Origin of the sequence: Mucilaginibacter sp. OK098, from assembly GCF_900142915.1 — a bacterium.
Classification (GTDB): Bacteria; Bacteroidota; Bacteroidia; order Sphingobacteriales; family Sphingobacteriaceae; genus Mucilaginibacter.
This window is the reverse complement of record NZ_FRCM01000005.1, coordinates 193,461-215,153: the sequence shown is the minus strand read 5'-3', so window position 1 is coordinate 215,153 and position 21,693 is coordinate 193,461. Positions and strand designations below refer to the sequence as shown.

17 protein-coding genes are annotated in these 21,693 nt (G+C 40.7%); 8 read left to right on the top strand and 9 right to left on the bottom strand.

The genetic code is table 11. From position 1 onward, the window contains the following. Nucleotides 1–128: 128 nt before the first annotated feature. Complete coding sequence (locus tag BUE31_RS17640) at nucleotides 129–911, bottom strand: hypothetical protein (RefSeq protein ID WP_143167167.1); 783 nt, start codon at nucleotides 909–911, stop codon at nucleotides 129–131. 290 nt (nucleotides 912–1,201) lie between these two features. On the opposite strand from BUE31_RS17640, the gene BUE31_RS17635 reads away from it, so the two are divergent. The 3 genes from BUE31_RS17635 to BUE31_RS17615 all read left to right on the top strand — a co-directional run bounded on the left by BUE31_RS17635 (nucleotide 1,202) and on the right by BUE31_RS17615 (nucleotide 8,199). Continuing rightward, nucleotides 1,202–1,651 carry a protein tyrosine phosphatase family protein gene (locus BUE31_RS17635; RefSeq protein WP_073405157.1) on the top strand — a complete coding sequence of 150 codons (450 nt, stop codon included), beginning with the start codon at nucleotides 1,202–1,204 and terminating at the stop codon, nucleotides 1,649–1,651. Between the two features lie 324 nt (nucleotides 1,652–1,975). Beyond that, entirely contained in the window at nucleotides 1,976–5,359 is a 3,384-nt protein-coding gene (locus BUE31_RS30570) for a leucine--tRNA ligase (RefSeq protein ID WP_083620070.1), read from the top strand. A 350-nt stretch (nucleotides 5,360–5,709) separates the two neighbouring features. Then, nucleotides 5,710–8,199, top strand: a complete 2,490-nt coding sequence (locus BUE31_RS17615; protein ID WP_073405156.1) for a TonB-dependent receptor — start codon at nucleotides 5,710–5,712, stop codon at nucleotides 8,197–8,199. Between the two features lie 454 nt (nucleotides 8,200–8,653). On the opposite strand, the gene BUE31_RS17610 is transcribed toward BUE31_RS17615, so the two are convergent. Beyond that, a complete protein-coding gene (locus tag BUE31_RS17610; protein WP_073405155.1) occupies nucleotides 8,654–10,462 on the bottom strand; it encodes a MutS-related protein in 1,809 nt (602 codons plus the stop codon). Nucleotides 10,463–10,629: 167 nt separating this feature from the next. On the opposite strand from BUE31_RS17610, the gene rlmH reads away from it, so the two are divergent. The 4 genes from rlmH to BUE31_RS17590 all read left to right on the top strand — a co-directional run bounded on the left by rlmH (nucleotide 10,630) and on the right by BUE31_RS17590 (nucleotide 13,493). Then, nucleotides 10,630–11,103 carry a 23S rRNA (pseudouridine(1915)-N(3))-methyltransferase RlmH gene (gene rlmH, locus BUE31_RS17605; protein WP_073405154.1) on the top strand — a complete coding sequence of 158 codons (474 nt, stop codon included), beginning with the start codon at nucleotides 10,630–10,632 and terminating at the stop codon, nucleotides 11,101–11,103. Between the two features lie 116 nt (nucleotides 11,104–11,219). Continuing rightward, nucleotides 11,220–12,146, top strand: coding sequence for an aspartyl/asparaginyl beta-hydroxylase domain-containing protein (locus BUE31_RS17600; RefSeq protein ID WP_073405153.1), 927 nt, complete (start codon nucleotides 11,220–11,222; stop codon nucleotides 12,144–12,146). 99 nt (nucleotides 12,147–12,245) lie between these two features. Continuing rightward, a complete protein-coding gene (locus BUE31_RS17595) occupies nucleotides 12,246–13,166 on the top strand; it encodes a cation diffusion facilitator family transporter (protein ID WP_073405152.1) in 921 nt (306 codons plus the stop codon). A 42-nt stretch (nucleotides 13,167–13,208) separates the two neighbouring features. Next, entirely contained in the window at nucleotides 13,209–13,493 is a 285-nt protein-coding gene (locus BUE31_RS17590) for a hypothetical protein (protein WP_073405151.1), read from the top strand. Nucleotides 13,494–13,564: 71 nt separating this feature from the next. On the opposite strand, the gene BUE31_RS17585 is transcribed toward BUE31_RS17590, so the two are convergent. From BUE31_RS17585 to BUE31_RS17575, 3 genes are all read right to left on the bottom strand, one after another. Next, nucleotides 13,565–14,086 (bottom strand): DUF5606 family protein, encoded by a 522-nt coding sequence (locus BUE31_RS17585; protein ID WP_073405150.1) that lies wholly within the window; start codon nucleotides 14,084–14,086, stop codon nucleotides 13,565–13,567. A gap of 112 nt (nucleotides 14,087–14,198) precedes the next feature. Further along, complete coding sequence (locus tag BUE31_RS17580; protein ID WP_073405149.1) at nucleotides 14,199–14,636, bottom strand: peptidylprolyl isomerase; 438 nt, start codon at nucleotides 14,634–14,636, stop codon at nucleotides 14,199–14,201. A gap of 101 nt (nucleotides 14,637–14,737) precedes the next feature. Further along, nucleotides 14,738–15,061, bottom strand: coding sequence for an EF-Tu C-terminal domain-related protein (locus BUE31_RS17575; protein WP_073405148.1), 324 nt, complete (start codon nucleotides 15,059–15,061; stop codon nucleotides 14,738–14,740). Between the two features lie 236 nt (nucleotides 15,062–15,297). Between BUE31_RS17575 and BUE31_RS17570 the strand changes: the two genes are divergently transcribed. Next, on the top strand, nucleotides 15,298–16,479 hold the full coding sequence (locus tag BUE31_RS17570; RefSeq protein WP_073405543.1) for an asparagine synthetase B: 1,182 nt from the start codon (nucleotides 15,298–15,300) through the stop codon (nucleotides 16,477–16,479). A 138-nt stretch (nucleotides 16,480–16,617) separates the two neighbouring features. Here the strand turns inward: BUE31_RS17570 and BUE31_RS17565 are convergent, their stop codons facing one another. From BUE31_RS17565 to BUE31_RS17550, 4 genes are all read right to left on the bottom strand, one after another. Then, nucleotides 16,618–18,717 (bottom strand): putative porin, encoded by a 2,100-nt coding sequence (locus tag BUE31_RS17565; RefSeq protein WP_073405147.1) that lies wholly within the window; start codon nucleotides 18,715–18,717, stop codon nucleotides 16,618–16,620. Beyond that, complete coding sequence (locus BUE31_RS17560; RefSeq protein WP_073405146.1) at nucleotides 18,717–19,532, bottom strand: purine-nucleoside phosphorylase; 816 nt, start codon at nucleotides 19,530–19,532, stop codon at nucleotides 18,717–18,719. The genes BUE31_RS17565 and BUE31_RS17560 overlap by 1 nt, the downstream gene beginning before the upstream one ends. Next, a complete protein-coding gene (locus BUE31_RS31115) occupies nucleotides 19,495–20,670 on the bottom strand; it encodes a tetraacyldisaccharide 4'-kinase (RefSeq protein ID WP_073405144.1) in 1,176 nt (391 codons plus the stop codon). Before BUE31_RS31115 ends, BUE31_RS17560 begins: the two co-directional genes overlap by 38 nt. A 132-nt stretch (nucleotides 20,671–20,802) precedes the next feature. Then, nucleotides 20,803–21,573 carry a Type 1 glutamine amidotransferase-like domain-containing protein gene (locus BUE31_RS17550; protein ID WP_200801946.1) on the bottom strand — a complete coding sequence of 257 codons (771 nt, stop codon included), beginning with the start codon at nucleotides 21,571–21,573 and terminating at the stop codon, nucleotides 20,803–20,805. Nucleotides 21,574–21,693: the final 120 nt, after the last annotated feature.

Below are 21,693 nucleotides of genomic sequence, written 5' to 3'. Positions count from 1 at the left end.
AAGGCCGGAGCTTTCCCAAACAGACGAACAGATGTTCAATAACATTTGATAAAGTGATAGGCTATCAACAAAAAAGCTCCCTTCAGTATTCCTGAAGAGAGTTCTTAATATTTTATTATTATGCTGTATTAAACTGGTGTTACTGTACCTGTAAGCAGGTCGATCAAATAAACTTTGCTTAAGAAAGTTAGCTTAGCTTTATGATTACCTAAGAAATGGATACTCCCGCTGTAATCCCATGAACTTGTAGTGGTTAATCCTTTTGACTCGAAAGTGGCATCACCACCTACAATATCAAAGTTGTCGGCAGCATGAATTTCAAGGTCGGTAAAATGGAAAACGTTATGTACTGAAATTGAACTTTTAGGTTTAAGCTTGTAGTCAAAATCAACCCATGATTTTAACCTGCCATTTAACATAAAGTTTGAATTGGCTAAATTTAAACCGCGTACTTTATAATCCTGAACAAGCAGGAAAGCAAAATCATAGCCTGGGCCTTTACCTGTTGAACTTAATGAATCTAAAAGGTTATAACCAGTGGTATTTTTACTAGCGCTATCGCAAAGGAAGAAGTAATTAACACTACCTGTTGTATGTGTTTTAATGGAGTCGCCCTGGTTAAAGTTAACGTCCAGGCCATTGTCAATAAAAAAGCCGCAATGTATTGTGGATTGAATTTTAAGCTTTGGTGAAGCGGCTGTAATAGATGCTGATTGATTAACCCCATCTTTAATACTCGCACCACCATAAGAACCTGACAATGACTGCACAAGATTTTTTGCTATTGCTGCGCCTATTGCATCACTTGCAGGGGCTGTACTGGCAGGCTTATTCTCGGTTTTTTTACAAGCCGAGTAAAATAATACAAGTACCATTAGCAATGGTATTGCGGTACGTAAATTTAGTTTCATATCAGTTCCAGATTTGGTTTACAATAATTTATCGAAATAAAAATAATCAATTACAAACAAGATTTATAAATTATCTCTGAAAAAAGTTATTCTATACCTAATAAGTACAACTTTTAACCATCAGATAATTAACCATTTACCTATGAGCAAACAAGCAGACTGCCGGCCGTTCAGCAAAGATTGGTGCTGGTGTTGCTGCGTATTATAAATTGTAATAATCGTTTAAATTTTGTTATCAACAGCATATAATATTTATAAATAATATAAGTTAGCAGCGTTAAATTTGTAATATGACAGCGATCTTCAATTTTCATAAAGTATCTGATATAATAACATGTTCAGGGCAACCTACCGAAGAACAATTGAAACAGCTGGCAACAGAACAATACCGGGTAATAATAAACTTAGCACCCCATAATAACAAATTCGCACTGCCTGATGAAACTGCATCGGTAAAAGCATTGGATATGAAATACTGCAATATTCCTGTAGCGTTTGATAACCCGCAACTAAGTGAGCTAACTGATTTTATTGAATTGATGCGCCAGTATAGCAGCCAAAAAACACTGGTGCACTGTGCGGCAAATTACAGGGCATCTGCTTTTACAGGCCTGTATCTTTTTGCGGCAGAAAAATTAAATGAAACGCAAATGCAATTATTTATTGAAGAGGTGTGGCAGCCCGACGCAGTTTGGCAACAATTTATTGATGAAAGCCTGGAGCATTTGAAAAGTCAATAGTCATTTGTCAATAGTCATTAGGGGTATTTGTAAAATATCATTTTATATTTATTCCTACCCTAAAGGCGAATATTCTAAAACTTGTAAACAAAGAGAAGAACTGGTGTAAAATCCGGCTCTTTTAATAATATTTTCCCAACCTAATCTAACTTAATTAACTCCTCCCTCCAACTTGGTCTAACTCAATCAACAGGATCCAACTTAGTCTAACTCAATCAACCTAATCCAACTTAATCAACTCATCTCAACAACTTAATCAACCAATAACTACCAAACTAATAGGGATTTTCTTAATTTCGCAGCCTCATACGCGTAAATAATAAAATGGACTATCAATTTAAGGATATAGAAAAAAAGTGGCAAAAGTTTTGGGCTGATAATCAGACCTTCAAAGCCGAGGATAAAACCACCAAACCCAAGTATTATGTGCTGGATATGTTCCCCTACCCATCAGGTGCCGGGCTGCATGTAGGCCATCCGCTGGGCTATATTGCTTCTGATATTTTTGCACGCTATAAAAGGCTTAAAGGTTTTAACGTGCTGCACCCAATGGGATATGATAGCTTTGGCTTACCGGCCGAGCAATACGCCATTCAAACCGGACAGCATCCCGTTGTAACTACAGAGGATAACATTGCCACCTATCGCCGTCAGCTAGACCAGATAGGTTTCTCGTTCGACTGGAGCCGTGAGGTACGCACCAGCTCGCCCGATTATTATAAATGGACCCAGTGGATCTTTATGCAGCTTTTTAACAGCTGGTATAATAAAGATGCTGATAAAGCTGAAAGTATTGCCAAGCTGGTTAAACACTTTGAGCAAAACGGATCGGCCGGTATAAATGCCGTATGTGATGAAGAGATCTTAAGTTTTACTGCTGATGCCTGGAAAGTGATGAGCAACCAGGAACAGCAGGCCGAACTGTTAAAATACCGCCTTACCTACCTGCGCGAAAGCACTGTAAACTGGTGTGCCGCCCTTGGTACCGTATTGGCTAATGACGAGGTGAAAGACGGCTTTAGCGAGCGCGGAGGCTACCCTGTTGAGCAAAAGAAGATGATGCAGTGGAGCATGCGCATTACCGCCTATGCCGACAGGTTATTGAAAGGTTTAGACACTATAGACTGGCCCGAACCTTTAAAAGAAATGCAAAGGAACTGGATTGGGAAAAGTGTGGGTGCTTTGGTTAGATTTCGGATTTCGGATTTTCCATTTCGGAATTTAAATGCCCCATACGACAACGAACCTACATCCAAAGTCATAGAGGTTTTCACCACCCGTGCCGATACCATCTTCGGTACTACATTTTTAGTGTTGGCTCCTGAACATGAGTTGGTGGCATCATTAACTACACCTGAGCAAAAAGGAGATATTGAAGCATACATTGCACAGGCAAAAAAGAAATCGGAACTGGAGCGGATGGCTGATGCCAAAACCGTATCAGGTGCGTTTACAGGTAGCTTTGCCATAAACCCGGTAAGCGGCGAAAAGGTACAGATCTGGATTGCCGATTATGTTTTGGCTGGATATGGTACAGGTGCGGTTATGGCCGTACCATCAGGCGATCAGCGCGATTATTTGTTTGCAAAGCATTATAACCTGCCGATAATCCAGATCATCGACATACAGAAAATAGAAACCGAGGCCGACCCAACCAAGGAAGGGCATTATGTTAATTCGGGTTTTATAAATGGATTAACTTATAAAGAGGCCACTGCTGCCGTTGTTGCCAAACTGGAAGAAATTGGCGCAGGCAAAGCAAAAGTAAACTTCAGGATGCGCGACGCCATATTTGGCCGCCAACGTTACTGGGGCGAACCCGTGCCTGTTTATTTTAAGGACGACCTGCCTCATTTAATTGAAGAAAAAGACTTGCCTTTGGTATTGCCGGAGGTCGATAAATATTTACCGACTGAAAGTGGTGAACCGCCGTTGGCAAGGGCTGAAGGATGGAAATACAAACCAGGGGCCTCTTCTGTAGCCCCCTCTAAATCTCCCCCGGGAGGGGAGACTTTAGCTGCACGCGCGGATAGTAACGAGGATACGGCTCATTTAACCGGGATTTATCGTGAGGCGGCTGATTCTGCTTTATATGAGCAACTGAAAGATTTTAGCAGCGACAACAGAAAAAATCCAACTGAGGCCGAAGATGTTTTGTGGCAGTTATTACGTAACAATCAAACAGGGCATAAAATAAGAAGACAGCATGCAATTGATGCATACATTGCTGATTTTGTTTCACTGCAGAAAGGCTTGGTTATTGAATTGGATGGTCATCACCATAAATTAAATAAAGAAGCTGATAATATAAGGACTGAAGCACTTAATCACTTTGGGTTTACTGTGATCAGATTTACTAACGATGAAGTATTAAATAACTCACAAAAAGTAATTGAGCAAATAAAGGATAAATTAGATTCATTAGCAGATAGAGACTTAAGTAAACTCTCTGACACATTCACAAAGAGCGAAGTTCAAGTCTCCCCTACCGGGGGAGATTTAGAGGGGGCTTCTGCGGATGCAGCCTACGAATACGAACTCTCCACCATGCCCGGCTGGGCCGGCAGCAGTTGGTACTGGTATCGCTACATGGACGCCAATAATGATAAGGAATTTGCATCACAGGAAGCTATTACATACTGGAAGGATGTTGACCTTTACATAGGTGGCAGCGAGCATGCTACCGGCCACTTGTTATACAGCCGTTTCTGGAATAAGTTTTTGAAGGATCTAAACCTTGTAATTGAAGAAGAGCCTTTTAAAAAGCTAATTAACCAGGGGATGATCCAGGGGCGCAGCAATTTTGTTTATCGTTTGATCGATGAGGAAGGGCGCAGCACCAATACCCTTATATCACACGGATTGATCAAACAGTATAAAACATCACCATTACATGTCGATGTAAATATTGTAGATAATGAGGTATTAAACATTAATAAATTTAAAGAGTGGCGACCTGAATATGCCGATGCTGAATTTATTTTAGAGAACGGCAAATATATCTGCGGTGTTGAAGTCGAAAAAATGTCAAAATCAAAGTTCAACGTGGTTAACCCAGATGATTTGATTGAGCGTTACGGCGCAGATACCCTTCGCATGTACGAGATGTTTTTAGGTCCGCTAGAGCAAAGTAAACCGTGGAACACCAATGGCATTGAAGGTGTGTTTAAATTTCTGCGTAAGTTCTGGAGGTTATTCCACAATGACGCCTGGGAATTTAGTGTATCAACCAATGAGCCGTCAAAAGCCGAGCTGAAATCATTGCATAAAATAATCCGTAAGGTTGAGGAAGATGTGGAGCGTTTTTCGTTCAATACTTCCGTGTCCAGCTTTATGATAGCCGTTAATGAGCTTACCGATCTAAAATGTAATAACAAAGCTATTTTGCAGGACCTGGTGGTTATCTTATCACCTTATGCGCCGCATATTTGCGAAGAGTTATGGACATTGTTAGGTAATGAAGCCGGAACGCTTTCATACACCGCTTTCCCTAAATTCAACAGCGCTTACCTGGTTGAGGATGATTTTGCTTACCCGATCTCGATAAACGGCAAAACTAAGCTGAACCTGAATATGCCATTAAGCCTTGAACCTAAGGATATTGAAGCTATGGTTTTAGCCAGTGCCGATGTACAAAAATACCTTGATAACAAAACCCCTAAAAAGATAATTGTTGTTAAAGGCAGGATTGTAAATATTGTGCTGTAACCCTGAATGAAATAGGTAGTTTATATTGAACATGCAATGGGACGTCATACTGAGGCACTCGAAGCATGAGCGCAGTGGCCTATCTGCTTGCTAAGCAGGTGCAGAGGCCTTTGCCCGCATGCTTCGACGGGGCTCAGCATGACACCCAACTATTGTCATTTGCTTATTGGATTTTAACAAACTTCCGAATTCAGCATGACGGTTTTATCGTTTTCGTGTGTATCTAATACACAATACATTAACTACTAATTGCAACTAATTTGTTACAGTTATAGGTGGTTGCAAAATAATCGCCTTTAGCGTGTAACATTTCATCTATTTTAGCCTCCAATTACCAAAATCATCAATAAATGAAACGTTTTTACATAATTATAGTAATACTATGCTCCTTTGTTACAGCTCAAGCCCAGATAGGTTTGGGCGGCGGGGGCTCAACCACGGTGGGAAAAATATCAGGCACAGCTATTGATTCTCTAACAAAAAAACCACTGGATTATGCCTCTGTAGGTTTATACAGAAGCGGCGGCAAAGCCCCTATCACCGGTGTAATAACCGACGAAAAAGGAAACTTTAAGCTGGATAATGTAAAGCCAGGCAATTACAAACTAGTTATTTCTTTTATCGGCTACCCCAGTAAAACTATTGATCCCGTAACAACCACAGCTTCAAAACCTGATAATGGTTTAGGGATTATTATTATTTCTCCCGGCGCAAAGCTGTTGAAAGAAGTTACCGTTACCGGCCAGGCGGCCCTGATCGAAAACAGAATTGATAAGATTGTTTACAACGCCGAAAAGGATATAACTGCGGCAGGTGGCAACGCAACGGATGTATTGGGCAAAGTTCCTTTGGTAACAGTTGATCTTAACGGAAACGTATCTATACGAGGCGATCAGAATATCCGTGTGCTTATAAATGGCAAGCCTTCAGGCGCTACATCAACCAGTCTGTCTGATGTATTAAAAGCGATCCCTGCCGACCAGATCAAGAGTATTGAGGTGATCACTTCCCCGTCAGCAAAGTACGATGCGGAGGGCTCAGCCGGTATAATTAATATCATAACCAAACAAAAGAATGTTTCAGGTATTAGCGGTTCTGTAAGCGGTGGCGTAGGCACCAGGCAAAACAACGGAAACTTTAATCTTGGTTACAACAAAAATCGTTTCAGCCTTACTGCAAACCTTGGCGGCAACTTAACATGGCCTCAAACGTCAACAATTGACCAGCAATTGGAGCTTGGTACAACTACTTCTACATCACATGGAACAAGCAGGGTTACAAGGCATGCCAGCAACAGCTCGATAGGGGCAAACTATGAGTTTAATGCTTATAACAGTATTAATACCACGTTTAAGTTGCTCGATTTTAACTTTAATACAAATAGTAATACGCATACCAGCGGAAATTCATTCAAGGGACCTTTTTCATATGATGCAAACTCGGATGGACATAACGAGTTTAGCAACTTCGACTGGAATTTTGACTATACCCACAAGTTTAAAAAAGAAGGAGAAGAACTTGATCTCTCGACCCAATGGAGTCATGGCACTGGTACCACAAACTATACCAATATTTACACTGATGTAAATCCAAATGTAAAAAACAATATTGCCGGTTTGAACAACGAATTTACACTTCAGGCCGATTATACTTTGCCAATAAACAAAGTGTTCAAGTTAGAAGCCGGCGGCAAAACAATTTTCAGGAGAATAAACAGTACATCCAACTATTACCAGTATGATAATACCGGCCAGGATTTCTACTTTGATAATTTACTTTCAAACGTTTATAAATACAATCAGAATGTTGCTGCAGGCTATTCTGTTTTCACCATCACCTTGCCCAAAAAATGGTCGGTATTGGCAGGCTTAAGACTTGAAAACACCAGCATCCACGGCGATCCTATTGCTCAAACACAAGAGGTGCAGCCATTTAACCAAAGCTATCTTACAGTAGTGCCAAGCTTAACAGTTCAAAAGCAGCTTACTACTACTCAGACTATCAAATTGTCGTACAGCAAGCGTATTACACGCCCCAGCCTGCAATATTTAAACCCATTTGTTAATAAAAGCAATTCACAGGCCTGGACTGTAGGTAACCCACAGTTAAGCCCGGAAGTTTCGCAAACTATTGAGTTGGGCTATAACTCCTATATTGGTACTTCCATTTTAAATGTGTCGGCTTATTACAAACATACCGCCGGCCTTATTGAAGGGATAGGTTCACCTTACCAGCCATATGGACCCGACTCTACAACTATATCGTTAACCAGGTTTCAAAATATCGGTGTCAATAATTCATTTGGCGGCAGTATCTTCGGAACTGTTAACCCTATCAAAGCATTAACAATTATTATGAATGTTAATGCCTATACTTATAAACCCGACCCTACAGGTTTGTTTAGCAATGATAAATCACAAAACGGCACTTACATACAATATGGCGGGTTTTTAAGGGCAAGTCTTACTTTGCCAAAAGATTATGTGGCAGAAACATTTGCGTTCGGCAGCTCGGCACGCCGTACCTTACAGGGAACCCAATCTAACTTCAGCATATTTGGCATAGGCGCTAAAAAACAGTTTATGCAAAAGCGGCTGGCCCTTGGGGTTAACGTTATCGAACCATTTCATGAGAACAAAAACTTCACTACAAATTTAAAGAGCCCCGGCTACAGGCAGTATAGTAACTTCCAGTTGCCGTTTCGCTCATACGGTTTAACATTTAGCTATAGCTTTGGTAAGCTTACATTCAGCAACCCTAATGCACCTAAAAAAGGTGTTAACAATGATGACCTTAAACAAGGTGATCAGGGAGGCGGCGGCGTAGGCGGCGGCCGATAGGAAAAGAGTCAAGACTGTAAGAGTCAGGATTCAAGATATAAAAAGAGCCGGGAATTAAATCCTGGCTCTTTTTGTTTGATAATTAGTTTGTTTCTGCCTTGATTCCTGACTCTTATAATCTTGCTTCTCTCCCCCTAAGCGCAATGTCATTAAGTTATCGACATAAAGATTAGTGAAACATTCTGACTATCAGACACTTGCACTAATTTAATCTTTGATAAATAACTAAGTATTTGATAATCAGCATGTTTCACAGCGTTCCAGGTGTTCCGTGTAAAAATGGAACGCTTTGCCGGCGTGGATACACAAACTTTGTCTCCGCAGACTCTCACAGAGAACCCTGCGATGTTTGTGGGGAACAATTGGCCCGAAGATCTGGTTATGTTAAGTTCTATTGTTTTTATCTTCCTGTCTTGATTCCTGACTCTTGATTTCTTGCTCCTCTCCCACCCCCCTAAGCTTCAACGTCAATCCCTATCTGCTTCAGCAGCAAGGAAGCATTAAAGGTTTTGCATTCGCCATCTTTTATCTTATAGTCGAACAGCATTTCGCCGTTTACTACCTGGATGTCGAAATAAAAATTGCGCACATAATCGGGGTGTGATTTTTCAAGCTCGGCAATCTGCAGATCGTGGGTGGCTACCATGCCCACCCCTTTTTTCTTAATCAGCTGTTCAATCACCGCTTTTGATCCCAGGTATTTATCAACCGAGTTGGTGCCACGCAGCATTTCATCTATCAAAAAGAAAACTTTATTCTCAGATTCAACGGCTTTAAGCAGCATTTGCAAACGATCAAGCTCAGCTTTAAAGGTTGATGTACTTTCGTTCAGCGAATCTTTAATGCGCATATAAGTTATTATGGTAATAACCGAAACCTGCATTTCTGATGCGCAAACAGGCGCACCGCACAGGGCCAGCACCGTATTAATGCCTATAGTGCGTAAAAAAGTACTTTTACCTGCCATGTTCGAGCCAGTGATGATATCTACTTTAAAAGCATCATTCAGCTCATAATCATTAGCTACGCGTTTATCAATATTAATAAGCGGATGTGCAAGGTTTTTTGCCGACAAAGTATAACCAGCACCATCAGCTATTTCCGGAAATACCCATTCAGGGTAATTGATCCGGAGGCTTGCAAGGCTTATTACAGCCTCAAATTCAGCCAATACGTCAAACGCTGTTTCCAAACTTTCCTGGTTGTTACGCTTCCATTTTTCTATGCTGATGATCTGGCGGATGTTCCACACAAAGAGCACATTCACAATAATATCAACCACCAGGTTTAGCCGGGAGTTGAGCTTATTGATCAGCGTTGAAAGCTGCGCGATCCTGCCTGATATGGCATCTCCGTTTATGTTTTTTATTTGAGCAGATACTTCCCTTAAATAGGCCGATTCCCATTCTTCACTTTCAATGCTCTTAAAAGCCGACACAAAATGCTTGAGCGTAGCCCCTATTCTGCCTGCTATCAAGTCAGTCTTCTCAACTATCTCTGATCGTGAAGACGACTGCCTGTAATTAAATAGCCCTAAAATAGGTAAAAAATAAAACGCCTTTGTGTAAAATATACCCGTTATTACATTAGCCAATAAAATATATGGAGCAAGCTTGCAGTAAACGCTCAGCCATTTTTCGCCATTGATCTTAACAGGTATTTTTAAATAGGCTAATAGGTTTTTAATCTGCTCTTTTTGTTGCTTTAATGAAAATAACAGGTGGGCCTGTGCATCCAGTTTCCAATTGTTTTTACCGGCAATCTCAGCTACTGCCTGCTGGCGTAACAAAATCACATCCTTAGCTGCAGGTTTGTGCAGCCATTCAGCCAGTTTAACCATACCGGGGAAAGTTGCCGCCCTGTTGATAAGCTGAAACAGGGAATAATTACCATATATGTCGATATCAGCTGTGTAGTAGTGCGCATCGTTACTAAACATAGCACCATTGTCATACATGTTGGTATAGCTTTTTATTGAGGCTATTTCATTATCAGTAACTTTTTTAAGATCTATGAAGTAGTTTTTTAAGGTTTCATACTCATTTTGTTTTTTAATGAGCCAGCTAAACCAAATTATTAAAACTATTAATGAAAAGGCTATAATAACTATCTCATCCAGGCTAACAGCCACGCATACAGCAACTATAAACAGGCCAAATACCCCTAACCTGTACAAAGAGTGGGTGTTAGCGAGTTCTTTATATTTATCGGCTTCCTGTTGTGCAAGGTCTGACCGTTGCTGGTAATCGGTTGTTATGTTCATTTTGTTGTAAAGTTGAAATGTTTTAAGGTTGTAAAGTTCTAGTCTAATTTTTTAAAGCTGATATAAATTACCCCTAAAATCGGGCGCAATTTATAACATTCCAACTTCACAACGTTACAACAGTTCAACAATATCTTAACTTTACAACGTTTCAACAACTAACCAAAATGAAAATCACTTTCCTAACCGTTGGCAAAACCGAAGATGCTTATTTGAAGGAAGGCATTGAAAAATATGTAAAGCGCTTAAAGCATTACACCAAACTGGTTATTATTGAAATTGATGAGCTTAAAAACACCAAAGCCCTAACCCAGGAACAGCAAAAGACAAAAGAAGCCGAGCTGATCCTCAAAAAAATAACCCCAACTGATCATGTTATCATGCTTGATGAAAAAGGCATGGAACTAAGCTCGCAGCAGTTTGCCGCTTATATTGATAAAAAGGCTATAGCATCCGTCGCTAACCTGGTTTTTATAGTAGGCGGTCCTTATGGTTTTGATGCCTCGGTTTATGCCAGGGCTAATGATAAACTATCATTATCAGCTATGACGTTTTCTCATCAAATGGTGCGATTATTTTTTACCGAACAGCTATATCGCGCCTATACCATAATTAAAGGTGAGCCGTATCATCATCAATGACACTGCCCTGACTAATTATTAAAAATAGTCAGCAAACTGTAAAAATGTGTTATTTTTTGTTAAATATGCCCTCTGTGTAGGTCAGAGCCCTATTTTTGATAAAAAAAGCGTCACGCATGCATACAGTAATTACCGAGCTTCTTTCTTTTAAGTTCATATTATTTTATATTTTAATAATATCAACTGTAATTGTTCACTACCGGGGCAAGGTTAGGTTTAAGTTTTTCAGGCAGTTAACAGACCATTCAACTTTTATGGCTCCTATCAACATGCCGATGTATGCCTTTTCGGGCGTTGAGAATAAGCCTTATATTAAATCGTCAAATTTCCCGGAATTATCGCTTCTTAAAGATAACTGGCAAATTATCCGTGACGAAGCTTTGCAACTAGAACGGGAAGAGTTGATAAAAGGATCGGATAAGTATAACGACATGGGTTTTAACTCATTCTTTCGCCGTGGCTGGAAACGTTTTTATTTAAAATGGTATGATGATTTTCATCCCTCAGCGAAAAAATATTGTCCGCAAACCATTGAGCTGATCAAAAGTATCCCGCAGGTAAAGGCAGCTATGTTTGCCGTACTGCCTGCAGGCAGCGAATTATTGATGCACCGCGACCCTTACGCCGGTTCATTGCGTTATCACCTTGGATTAATAACCCCAAACTCCGACCAGTGTCATATTGTTGTTGACGGTCAAAGCTATGCGTGGAAAGATGGCGAAGATGTTATTTTTGATGAAACCTACATCCACTACGCCGAAAACAAGACTGATATAGACCGGATCATCCTGTTTTGCGATATTCAGCGCCCGGTAAAAACTATGTTTGCACGTGGCTGGAACAAGTTCTTCGGCTGGTTTATTATGGCAGCCGCAGTGTCTCCAAATATGGGCGAAGACAAAACCGGGAACATCAACAAAGCTTTCAGGTATGTTTATTCAATCAGAAGGCTTGGTAAATGGATAAAAGCCTATAACCGCACCTTGTATTATGCAGTTAAGTATTTGTTGATGCTGGGCATCCTGTACTTGATATTTTTTTGAAAATGATTTTAGACGCAAAGTATTGCGTCTCTACATATTATTCTTTCTTTCGGACTTCCGGTCTTTCCGACTTCCGGACTAATTTCCTATTTTTGCAGCATGTCAGCAGGTCACGATCATTCACATCATCACCATCATGATCATGCCCCAAAGCTTGATCACCTTAACGCCGCCTTTATTTGGGGTATCATATTAAATTCAGCATTTGTAGTTATTGAGGTAATAGCGGGCCTGGCTACGCATTCCTTATCATTACTAACTGATGCAGGCCACAACCTTAGCGATGTGGCAAGCCTTGCCCTTGCACTCCTGGCTTTTAAGCTCACCAAGGTAAATGCAACCAGCCAATATACTTATGGCTATAAGCGATCAACCATTATTGTATCATTTTTTAATGCCGTTATATTATTTGTAGCAGTAGGCTTTATTATTTACGAAGCTATAATGCGCTTTATGCATACCGAAGTGGTTGCCGGCGGTACTATGGCTTGGGTAGCCTTTATTGGCATAGGCATTAATGCTTTTACCGCATGGCTTTTTGTAAAGGATAAAGACAAAGACCTGAACGTTAAAGGCGCTTACATGCACATGGCGGTTGATGCCGTAGTATCATTCGGTGTGGTTATATCCGGCATAATTATCTATTTCACTAATCTTTACTGGATTGATAGCGTTGTATCATTAATTATAGCCGTAGTTATTTTAAGAGGCACCTGGAGCCTGCTTAAAGACAGTTTGCGACTAGAGATGGACGGGGTTCCAAAAGAAATGGATCTCGAAAAAATAAAAGCGGAGCTGCTAAAGTGCAAAGGTATTACCGATGTACATCACATGCACGTATGGGCCTTAAGCACTACTGAAAATGCACTTACAGCCCACTTGGTTGTCGACCCCGAATATATGCCAACTTTTAATACAATAAAGAAAGACCTAAGGCACCGCCTGGAACATATGGACATTATCCATGCCACTTTTGAACCTGAATTTTCAGAAGAGGAATGTAAACACGTGGATTGCTAGTAGAGACGCGATGCTTCGCGTCTTAGCCATCATATTTGAACAATGCAATTAAACCTCACCCGTTATTGGTTTGAATTTAAAAAAAATGATGATTTATTCCCACAAGCTTACACGAGATGCGGTGTAACGGCATATAATTATAATGATGCTATTAACTTGCTAAATCAATACATGTTTAAAGGAAATATTATGCCAATTATTAAAAATGTAATTGAGAATATTGATGTTTCAACTTTAGATGCAAACCATATTTTACCAAATTTAGTTATTCCTCCAAATTTTAGAGGAATATGGTATCCTGGAGGATATCATATCTTGAATCATTAAAAAAGCCGGAGAAATATTCTCCGGCTTTTTCCATAAAGACGCGAAGCATCGCGTCTCTACGAGTAACTTTATTATGCTTTTTTAGCGGCGGTTTTCTTAGCTTTTGGTTTTGCAGGTGCAGCTTCTTCTGCTTTAGCCGTAGCTTCAACCGGTTTTGCAACTTCTTCAGCAACAGGCACTCCTTCGGCAACCGGGGCAGCTGTAGCAGGGTCTTGTTCGCTAAATAGCGGAAGATCCTTTAGTATCTGGTACCAGTTGATGATCTTTTTCATATCCGAAGCATAAACTTTCTCTTCATCATGATCTGGAGATATTTCCCTGAAAAAATCCCGCAGCTTTTTACCGTCAGCCTTGTTATCCGGAACACCCGAAGATGTTTTCATCCGTTCAAAAACGTCTATCAGCTTAATATCATCATCCAAACCAAAAATGGTGATCTCATGCAACGCCGCCAGTTTAGCGGTGGACAAGTTTGCAACCAGCTTGGTTTTTTGCGCGTCGAGGCTCTCTAAAATATAACCCGTTTTATTTTGAGCCAATGCTCTCCATAATCCCGGCTTGCCTGATACGGCTACAATTCCCTGTAAATTCATTTTTTATAAGTTGTAATGTGTTGGGTTGTAAATATTGTAAGGGTTGTAAATGTTGTAAAGGATTTAACCACCAAAACAACTACAACTTTTACAACAACTACAACCTTTTCAACTATCCTTCAATAACATCAATTCCTAAAATTTTATCGCCCTGGCGGATAGCGTCAACTACGTCAACGTTTTCAACCACTTTACCAAATACGGTGTGGTTCCTGTCTAAATGCGCGGTATTATCGCGGCTATGGCAGATAAAAAATTGTGAGCTGCCGGTGTTACGGCCTGCATGTGCCATTGATAACACACCACGATCATGATATTGATTTTCGCCAGTCAGCTCGCAGTCAATCTGTTTACCTGAACCACCTGCACCTGTGCCGGTTGGATCGCCACCCTGGATCACGAAATTAGGGATCACCCTGTGAAATGTTACGTTGTCATAAAAGCCCGACTTTGCCAGACCAAGAAAGTTTGCTACCGTGTTAGGTGCATCCTTGTCATAAAACTCAACGGTCATGTCGCCTTTTTCGGTTTTGATTATTGCTTTGCTCATTTTTTTTCTAAAATAGTAGGCAAAGGTAATAAAAGGCGGTGAAAGGCAAAAGGTTTTTAAAGAGGTAAAAGCTTAAAGGTGAAAGGCGAAAGGTAGGAATGTTATTTGGCTAAAAGTTCCATATTTAAAACTTCAAGAATCTTTCCTGTACCTATAATTCTTGATCCCTCTCTAAAGTCAAAATCAAACCCAACATTTAACATTCCTTTAAGAAAATCTGAAGTTATAAGGCTAATTTCAGCTATTATGCTTTCACCAGGATATACAATATCATTATTAAGAAACTTTTGTTGACCGCTGGTCTGCATCTCACTAAATGTAAACTTTACCGGAGGCCTATATCCTGAAAATGCCGGAGTTTTCCTTCCACCTTGTTCAGTTGTAAGATATTGTAATTCTGCAATAAAATCCGGGCGCTTATTCATTAGTTACTAAATATAGAAATTAGATTTGTAATGATCTTTATAACATAATAGCTTATTCAATTATTCGTTACATTTGGTAAATAGCTATCCCGTAACCATACAGAAAAGTGATCAATAAAATGCAAAGACAAAACCGCTTACCTTTTACATTTCGCCTTTCACCTAAGTTCTTGCTTTTAGCTTTCTGCTTTTTGCTTTCACCTCTAATAAACAGGGCTGCCTCCATATTGATCCCTATGGATGACGAGCAAAAAGATCACCTTAAATCATACGGTATTGCTTTTTGGACGCTAAAGAACGGCGAGGAGATTGACTGGCTGCTTAATTACCGCGGCGGCAGTTTTATGATGAAGTATGATAAAAAGGTTGAGGATGAATGTAAGATCCGTGGTGTTAGCTATGAGGTTTTAGCAGATGCAAAGGTGAACCAGATCCTGGCTGAAGTTAGTGACCCTTCAGTAAATATGGATGTGGTTAAGTTGGAGAAGGCGCCAAAAATGGCTGTTTACTCCCCCAAAAACAAGCTACCCTGGGATGATGCGGTTACCTTAGTATTAAAATATGCCGAAATCCCTTACGATGTTTTGTATGATGAGGAAGTGATAAAAGGCGATCTGCCTAAATATGATTGGCTGCACCTGCACCACGAGGACTTTACCGGCCAATACAGTAAGTTTTACGGCGCTTTCAGGTATGAGCAGTGGTATAACGACGATATAAGGATCCAGGAAGCTACGGCGCATAAATTAGGTTTTAAAAAGGTATCGCAAATGAAGCTGGCTGTTGTTGAACATATCCGCGACTTTTGTGCAGGCGGGGGCTTCCTGTTTGCCATGTGCTCGGGCACTGATACTTTTGATATAGCGCTGGCTGCCGCCAATACCGACATATGCGAGCAGATGTTTGACGGTGATGCTGCCGACCCGGGTGCGCAATCAAAATTAGATTTTAGCCAGACATTTGCCTTCAAGAACTTTACGCTGGATATGAACCCATTGTCGCACCAGTTTAGCAATATTGACGTAACAGCTACCCGCCAGGTTGAGCGTTCGAGGGACTTTTTTACCTTGTTTGATTTCTCGGCCAAATGGGATGTGGTGCCAAGCATGCTAACCCAAAACCATGATAAAGTGATAAAAGGGTTTATGGGCCTAACAACTGCCTATAATAAAAACCTGCTTAAACCGGGCGTAACTATTATGGGCGAAATGAAAAGTAATAACGAAGCCCGCTATATCCACGGTGAATATGGCAAAGGCCAATGGACCTTTTATGGCGGCCACGACCCCGAAGATTACCAACACATTGTAGGCGATCCGCCAACCGATTTGAAACTGCACCCAAATTCACCGGGATACCGTCTCATTTTAAATAATGTGCTGTTCCCGGCTGCCAAAAAGAAGAAACAGAAGACGTGATTAGAGGCTAGAGACTAGTTAATTAGAGGTTAGGAAAAACAATGAAGTAACAACGCATGATGCTTAGATTTTTGACAATCTTCAGCCTCTGATCTTTGTCCAACTAATCTTTGGTCTCTTACCTCTAATCAACTAACCTCAATTATAAAACGACCACGAAACTCCTATCTTAAGCGCTGCATCCTGTTGCGGGTAACGGTTTACGGTATAATAACCTTTGCTGAAAAGACCCTGGTTGGCATAATCATACATTATAAACAGGTTGGTGCGTTGCAGGGTGGCTTTTAAAAATATGGTTGCTACCGGGTACGATGAGAAGGTAACATTTGGGCCATTATAAAACTGGCCAAGGCCTGGTGCATACGACGGGGCAACATAGGTTGAATTATAACGCACATCCATCCCGATGTTTGAATATAGCACATTAAAGAAAAGTGCCTTATAATAAATGCTGGCGTAGTTATAAAATTGCGGTGTACGCAGTGTCGACTGGTAATCGGTTTTCTGATAAACAAAGTAATCGTCAAAATGCCACCTTCGCCAGGCTATACTTTTGCCAAAGCTTAATTTTATCATATTAATTGATCCTCCGAGTTGTGCGGGGTGGGCATCAATTCCATTATCCTGGGCTGTAAAGTATAAATAGTCGGTTATTAAAAAGTATTCGGCCTTAAAGTCGAGCTTTAGCGGGCTATTGATGTAGTTAAAGGATACGCTATTGGTTTTTTGATTGCTGAATTTATTATGAAAGATAAAGTGATTGGAGATCCAGCTGGTATATACCAACGGAGCCGTGCTGCTTTGCGAGTAGCCTTCCAAAATTATTTTACCTGCCTTGTCATTACCGGCAAGGGTAAGCTTTGCATCATACAAAAAGTCGCCGAAATCACGTCCCTGCACAATCTGCTGTACGTTAGCTTCAAGAGCCGCCCTGTCGCTCAATTTATAACTCATCCGGCCTTTAACGGTCAGATCCTGGAACGAATTGTTTTGCACTTTTGCCGGCAATACAACCCTAACCCCATATTGATTTAAAGTGGTATCGCTCACATACTGCCCGTAGCTGTAAATATCCTGCGTAAGGCCAAGATCCAGTTTTAACTCATTTTTATTTACCTTTTCACCCCTGCTCCGCAGGTAAAAGCTATAAGAGAAATCATTTTGAAGATGAGTCACGGACAGCGAGTCTCTCGATCGGTTTGAGCTATAATAGTAATCTGGAAACACATTATAAGTATCACTGCCATTCTGCAAATACTCATACTTGGTAGCTTCATATTTTAATGTATAGGAAACACGCTGCGTAGGTAATATATTAGCTTTGCCTTTTCCATTGCTGGCACTGTCAATCCTGCCTATATAGTAAAACTGCTTTAAATAAAACGACGCCCCTTTCCAGTTTTCATATGAAGCCGGTAAGCGTACAGGCTGTGAGCTTTTGTCCAATGATCCGGTCACAAAAATAGAATCATTTAATATGGAGCCGGTAACCGGGGCTTTTATGTTATTGTATATCAAATTTCCAAGCAAATTATATCGTTTACTTTTTGATTCGTACCAGGTAAATACAGCCGCATTAACATCACTTACATTTTGCGCTAAAACATTATTATTGCTATAATATCCTCTTGACCCGGTAAAATTTAAGTTAAAGCCAACGTTTAGTTGCGGATTAATATTTTGAGCGTGCGTTATTTTAAAGATCTGCTCTTTAACCCCTGTATACCCAACCAAGTAGAGCTGCGTATATGCAACCCTTGCACGGTAATAGCTTATATTTTCGGGCCTGAGCATGTAAGGGTCAAGCTCATGCAGGCCGGGTTCAAACCCAATAGTATGCGACGGCTCAAACAGCAGGCTTCTTGCAGGCAACCCTGTATTGCCAAGGCTTATTTTAGGACTGCGCGGCTGCAATAACGGACTATAATTTTCGTAATTATACAAGCCGGTATCCAATGGCCGAAGTTGTGTGCTGTCGCGTAAAAGCCTTTCATTGGTTATCCTTATAAATTTCGAATTAAAAACAACACTGTCTTTTTTCCTGTCCTGCTTTTTCCGCAATGAATCAAGCATCTGATCATCTGTGAGCTTTTTGCCGGATGTTGTGCCGGTATCGCGTAAATTTATCCGCCGCTGCGGGTCGTCCTGGTTATTATTTCCGCGTTGAATTTGCGCAAAAGCTACCTGCGAACAAACGCAGATAAACAGCAAAAGGATATATTTTAATTTATTAGGCATTAAAAACCGGCTATCAATTCTTTAAGTATCAATGTCATTTTTGGTTCCGCTTCGTGGGCCACTGCCAATATTTCTTCAAGAGATACTGGCTTTAATACTTCCTGGAAACCTTCATCAGTTATTACTGATATTGCAAATACTGTTAAATCCATGTGACGGGCCACAATCACTTCGGGCACGGTGCTCATTCCAACTATGTCACCTCCTATTATCCGCAAGTAGTTATACTCCGCTTTTGTTTCGAGGTTAGGGCCCGTAACCCCAACATAAACTCCCTTGTGGCAGGTAATATTGTTTGCCTTGGCAATATCTAATGCTTTAACAATCAATTCGCGCTTGTAAGGCTCGCTCATATCCGGAAAACGCGGACCAAGCTCTTCTTCATTCCGGCCGGTAAGCGGGTTATGCGGCTGTAAGTTAATATGGTCAGCTATCACCATCAGGTCGCCTTTTTTAATAGCAGGGTTTAATGAACCGCTGGCGTTTGATACAAACAGCGTTTTTATCCCAAGCATTTTTAAAACCCTTACCGGGAAGGTGATCTGCTGCATGTTATAGCCTTCGTAATAATGCAGCCTGCCCTGCATAGCTACAACCTTTACCCCGTTAAGTGTGCCAAAGATCAGTTTACCGGAGTGGAACTCCAGCGTTGAAATTGGAAAATCTGGAATATTGGAATACATCAGCTGTTTTTCAACTTCAATTTCATTAACCAGGGCGCCAAGTCCGGTGCCTAATATTATACCCACTTCGGGTTCAAAATCGCCTATGCGGCTTTTAATGTATGCTGTGGTTTTCTGTATGCTCTCTAACATAGTCAATAACAATTTTATCAAACTGATTGCCGCTGCCGTTTAAAAATTCAACGCTTATCGGGATCACAAAAACGGGAAGCTTTTCATCAGCAGGTTGCCCGGTAATTAACCAGGATTCATCTAAACGCTGCGCATCCTTTTCTGTTGTAACAATTATTTTTTTTTGTGATGGATGAGCTGCGAATTCACCGGCAAGTTTAGTGATATTTTTTAAGCTAAACGGGTGATGATCGGGATAATTATGATGAATCACGTTCGATGTGCTCCCGTTTAAATATTGTAGCAGCGGTTGCGGGTTAGCTATACCTGTTAATAAAAATACGGTGGTATCCTTATCTATCAATACATTAGCCGGGTTTCCCTCCAAATCATGCAGTGGTTGATAGGCAATTGAAGTAAAAAACAATTGCTGGTATGGCAAAGGCTCAATTTTATAGGCCAGCGCGGTTTTTTCTTGATCAGTAAGCGTTGCAGGGCATTTAGATATAATAATGATCTGTGCCCGCCAGCGCCCGCTCATTGGCTCGCGCATGTTACCGGCAGGTAATAAAAAATGAGGTTCGTTAATGCGATTATAATCAAACAATAAAATGCTTAAACCAGGCTCAACGGCGCGGTGCTGGTAAGCATCGTCCATCAATATTAAATCGTGAAAAGGAAGCAATTGTTTTAGTCCTTCCACCCTGTCCTCACATACGGCAACTGTTATATCCGGGAACTTTTGTTTGAACTGGGCAGGTTCATCGCCTATTTGTTTAGAGAGTAGAGAGTGGTGAGTAGTGAGTGGTGAGTAGTTATTCACTTCTTCTTGATTCTTGACTCTTGACTCTTGGCTCTCGCCCCTTGGTTCTTGATTCTTGATTCTTGATTCATGACTCTCTTCTAAAAAACCTTTTGTTTCCCTTCCGTATCCCCGGCTTAAAGTTGCCAGTTTATAATCCGGTTTCAATAATCTGATCAAATATTCCGTCATGGGGCTTTTGCCTGCGCCGCCAACTTCAAGATTCCCAACGGATATGACAGGCTTTGTAAACCGGTAGCTTTTAAACAGACCGGCATCATAAAACCAGTTACGCATAATGATAACAAATCCATAGATTATTGAAAAGGGCAATAAAAGCCAGCGCAGGTATTTCATAGTTTGTTGCAAAGATAACCGGGATTAATGGATTTTAACGATTAGAGGGGATTAGAAAAAACTTACGCAGTTTTGAAAACTTCGTGAGTTTCCCCGGTGAAACCCTTCGCCCTTTACCTTTCGCCTTTAACCTTACTTCAAAACTTTCACTACTGGCAACAACTTTTCATCAACCTTACCATCAATTACGGATACATAATAAGTATTGCTCTTTTCATCGCAGGCAACTGACTTTATATATTTTTCATTTTCAAACACAATTCCGGCCAGGTCATCAATGGCGTATCCGGGGCTTAACCTGCTTTTTAAAATATTTTCAAAGTAAAGTGGCTTACGCAAAGGCTCGCTATGATAATGCGGACAGTGGCTGGTTTGGATAAAGCCCAAACCCTGCACGATAGACAGATCCTTCGGCCTTGAATCGGTAGTGCCGCCCTGGAACCAGCACAGCGAGCCTGCACTGCCACCTGCCAGTATAATTCCTTTATTATATGCTTTTCTTAATACGGTATCAATCCCCTGCGCTTTCCAGATAGCCATCATATTTAGCGTATTTCCACCGCCAACAACTATGGCGTCCATGCTTAGCAGGTTCTCTTCAAAAGTCTTTTTTTCTGTATAGGAGGCTACATATACTCTTTGCACATACGGGCGCATGTTAAGCTCTTCGCAGGCATTATACCAAGCCAGTATAACATTGGCGTTATCGCCGGTGGCAGTAGGTAGAAAACAGATCCTTGGGTTTTCTTTTTTGGTTAAAGCCATAACATACCGCATAAATTGTTTGTTAAAATTTCCGCCATAAGCAAAAATTGTGCGGGTTACTTCGCTTTTTGAAGCCTGCTGGGCCATGCCCGAAAAGCAGCAGACAAATAATAAAATAGCCAGGTATATCTTTCTCAATTTTAACATTTTATAGTTTATAATTACCGGCTTGGTATTACCGGACAGCAATTATAACAAAACCGTGGTTTATTTAAAAATATTGATCCTTATAACTTCCGGACTTTACTGACTTTTCGG

Coding starts and splice junctions, on each gene's coding strand:
- BUE31_RS17640 (WP_143167167.1), bottom strand. CDS start 911: ATGAAACTAAATTTACGTACCGCAATACCATTGCTAATGGTACTTGTA.
- BUE31_RS17635 (WP_073405157.1), top strand. CDS start 1,202: ATGACAGCGATCTTCAATTTTCATAAAGTATCTGATATAATAACATGT.
- BUE31_RS30570 (WP_083620070.1), top strand. CDS start 1,976: ATGGACTATCAATTTAAGGATATAGAAAAAAAGTGGCAAAAGTTTTGG.
- BUE31_RS17615 (WP_073405156.1), top strand. CDS start 5,710: ATGAAACGTTTTTACATAATTATAGTAATACTATGCTCCTTTGTTACA.
- BUE31_RS17610 (WP_073405155.1), bottom strand. CDS start 10,462: ATGAACATAACAACCGATTACCAGCAACGGTCAGACCTTGCACAACAG.
- rlmH (WP_073405154.1), top strand. CDS start 10,630: ATGAAAATCACTTTCCTAACCGTTGGCAAAACCGAAGATGCTTATTTG.
- BUE31_RS17600 (WP_073405153.1), top strand. CDS start 11,220: ATGCATACAGTAATTACCGAGCTTCTTTCTTTTAAGTTCATATTATTT.
- BUE31_RS17595 (WP_073405152.1), top strand. CDS start 12,246: ATGTCAGCAGGTCACGATCATTCACATCATCACCATCATGATCATGCC.
- BUE31_RS17590 (WP_073405151.1), top strand. CDS start 13,209: ATGCAATTAAACCTCACCCGTTATTGGTTTGAATTTAAAAAAAATGAT.
- BUE31_RS17585 (WP_073405150.1), bottom strand. CDS start 14,086: ATGAATTTACAGGGAATTGTAGCCGTATCAGGCAAGCCGGGATTATGG.
- BUE31_RS17580 (WP_073405149.1), bottom strand. CDS start 14,636: ATGAGCAAAGCAATAATCAAAACCGAAAAAGGCGACATGACCGTTGAG.
- BUE31_RS17575 (WP_073405148.1), bottom strand. CDS start 15,061: ATGAATAAGCGCCCGGATTTTATTGCAGAATTACAATATCTTACAACT.
- BUE31_RS17570 (WP_073405543.1), top strand. CDS start 15,298: ATGGATGACGAGCAAAAAGATCACCTTAAATCATACGGTATTGCTTTT.
- BUE31_RS17565 (WP_073405147.1), bottom strand. CDS start 18,717: ATGCCTAATAAATTAAAATATATCCTTTTGCTGTTTATCTGCGTTTGT.
- BUE31_RS17560 (WP_073405146.1), bottom strand. CDS start 19,532: ATGTTAGAGAGCATACAGAAAACCACAGCATACATTAAAAGCCGCATA.
- BUE31_RS31115 (WP_073405144.1), bottom strand. CDS start 20,670: ATGAAATACCTGCGCTGGCTTTTATTGCCCTTTTCAATAATCTATGGA.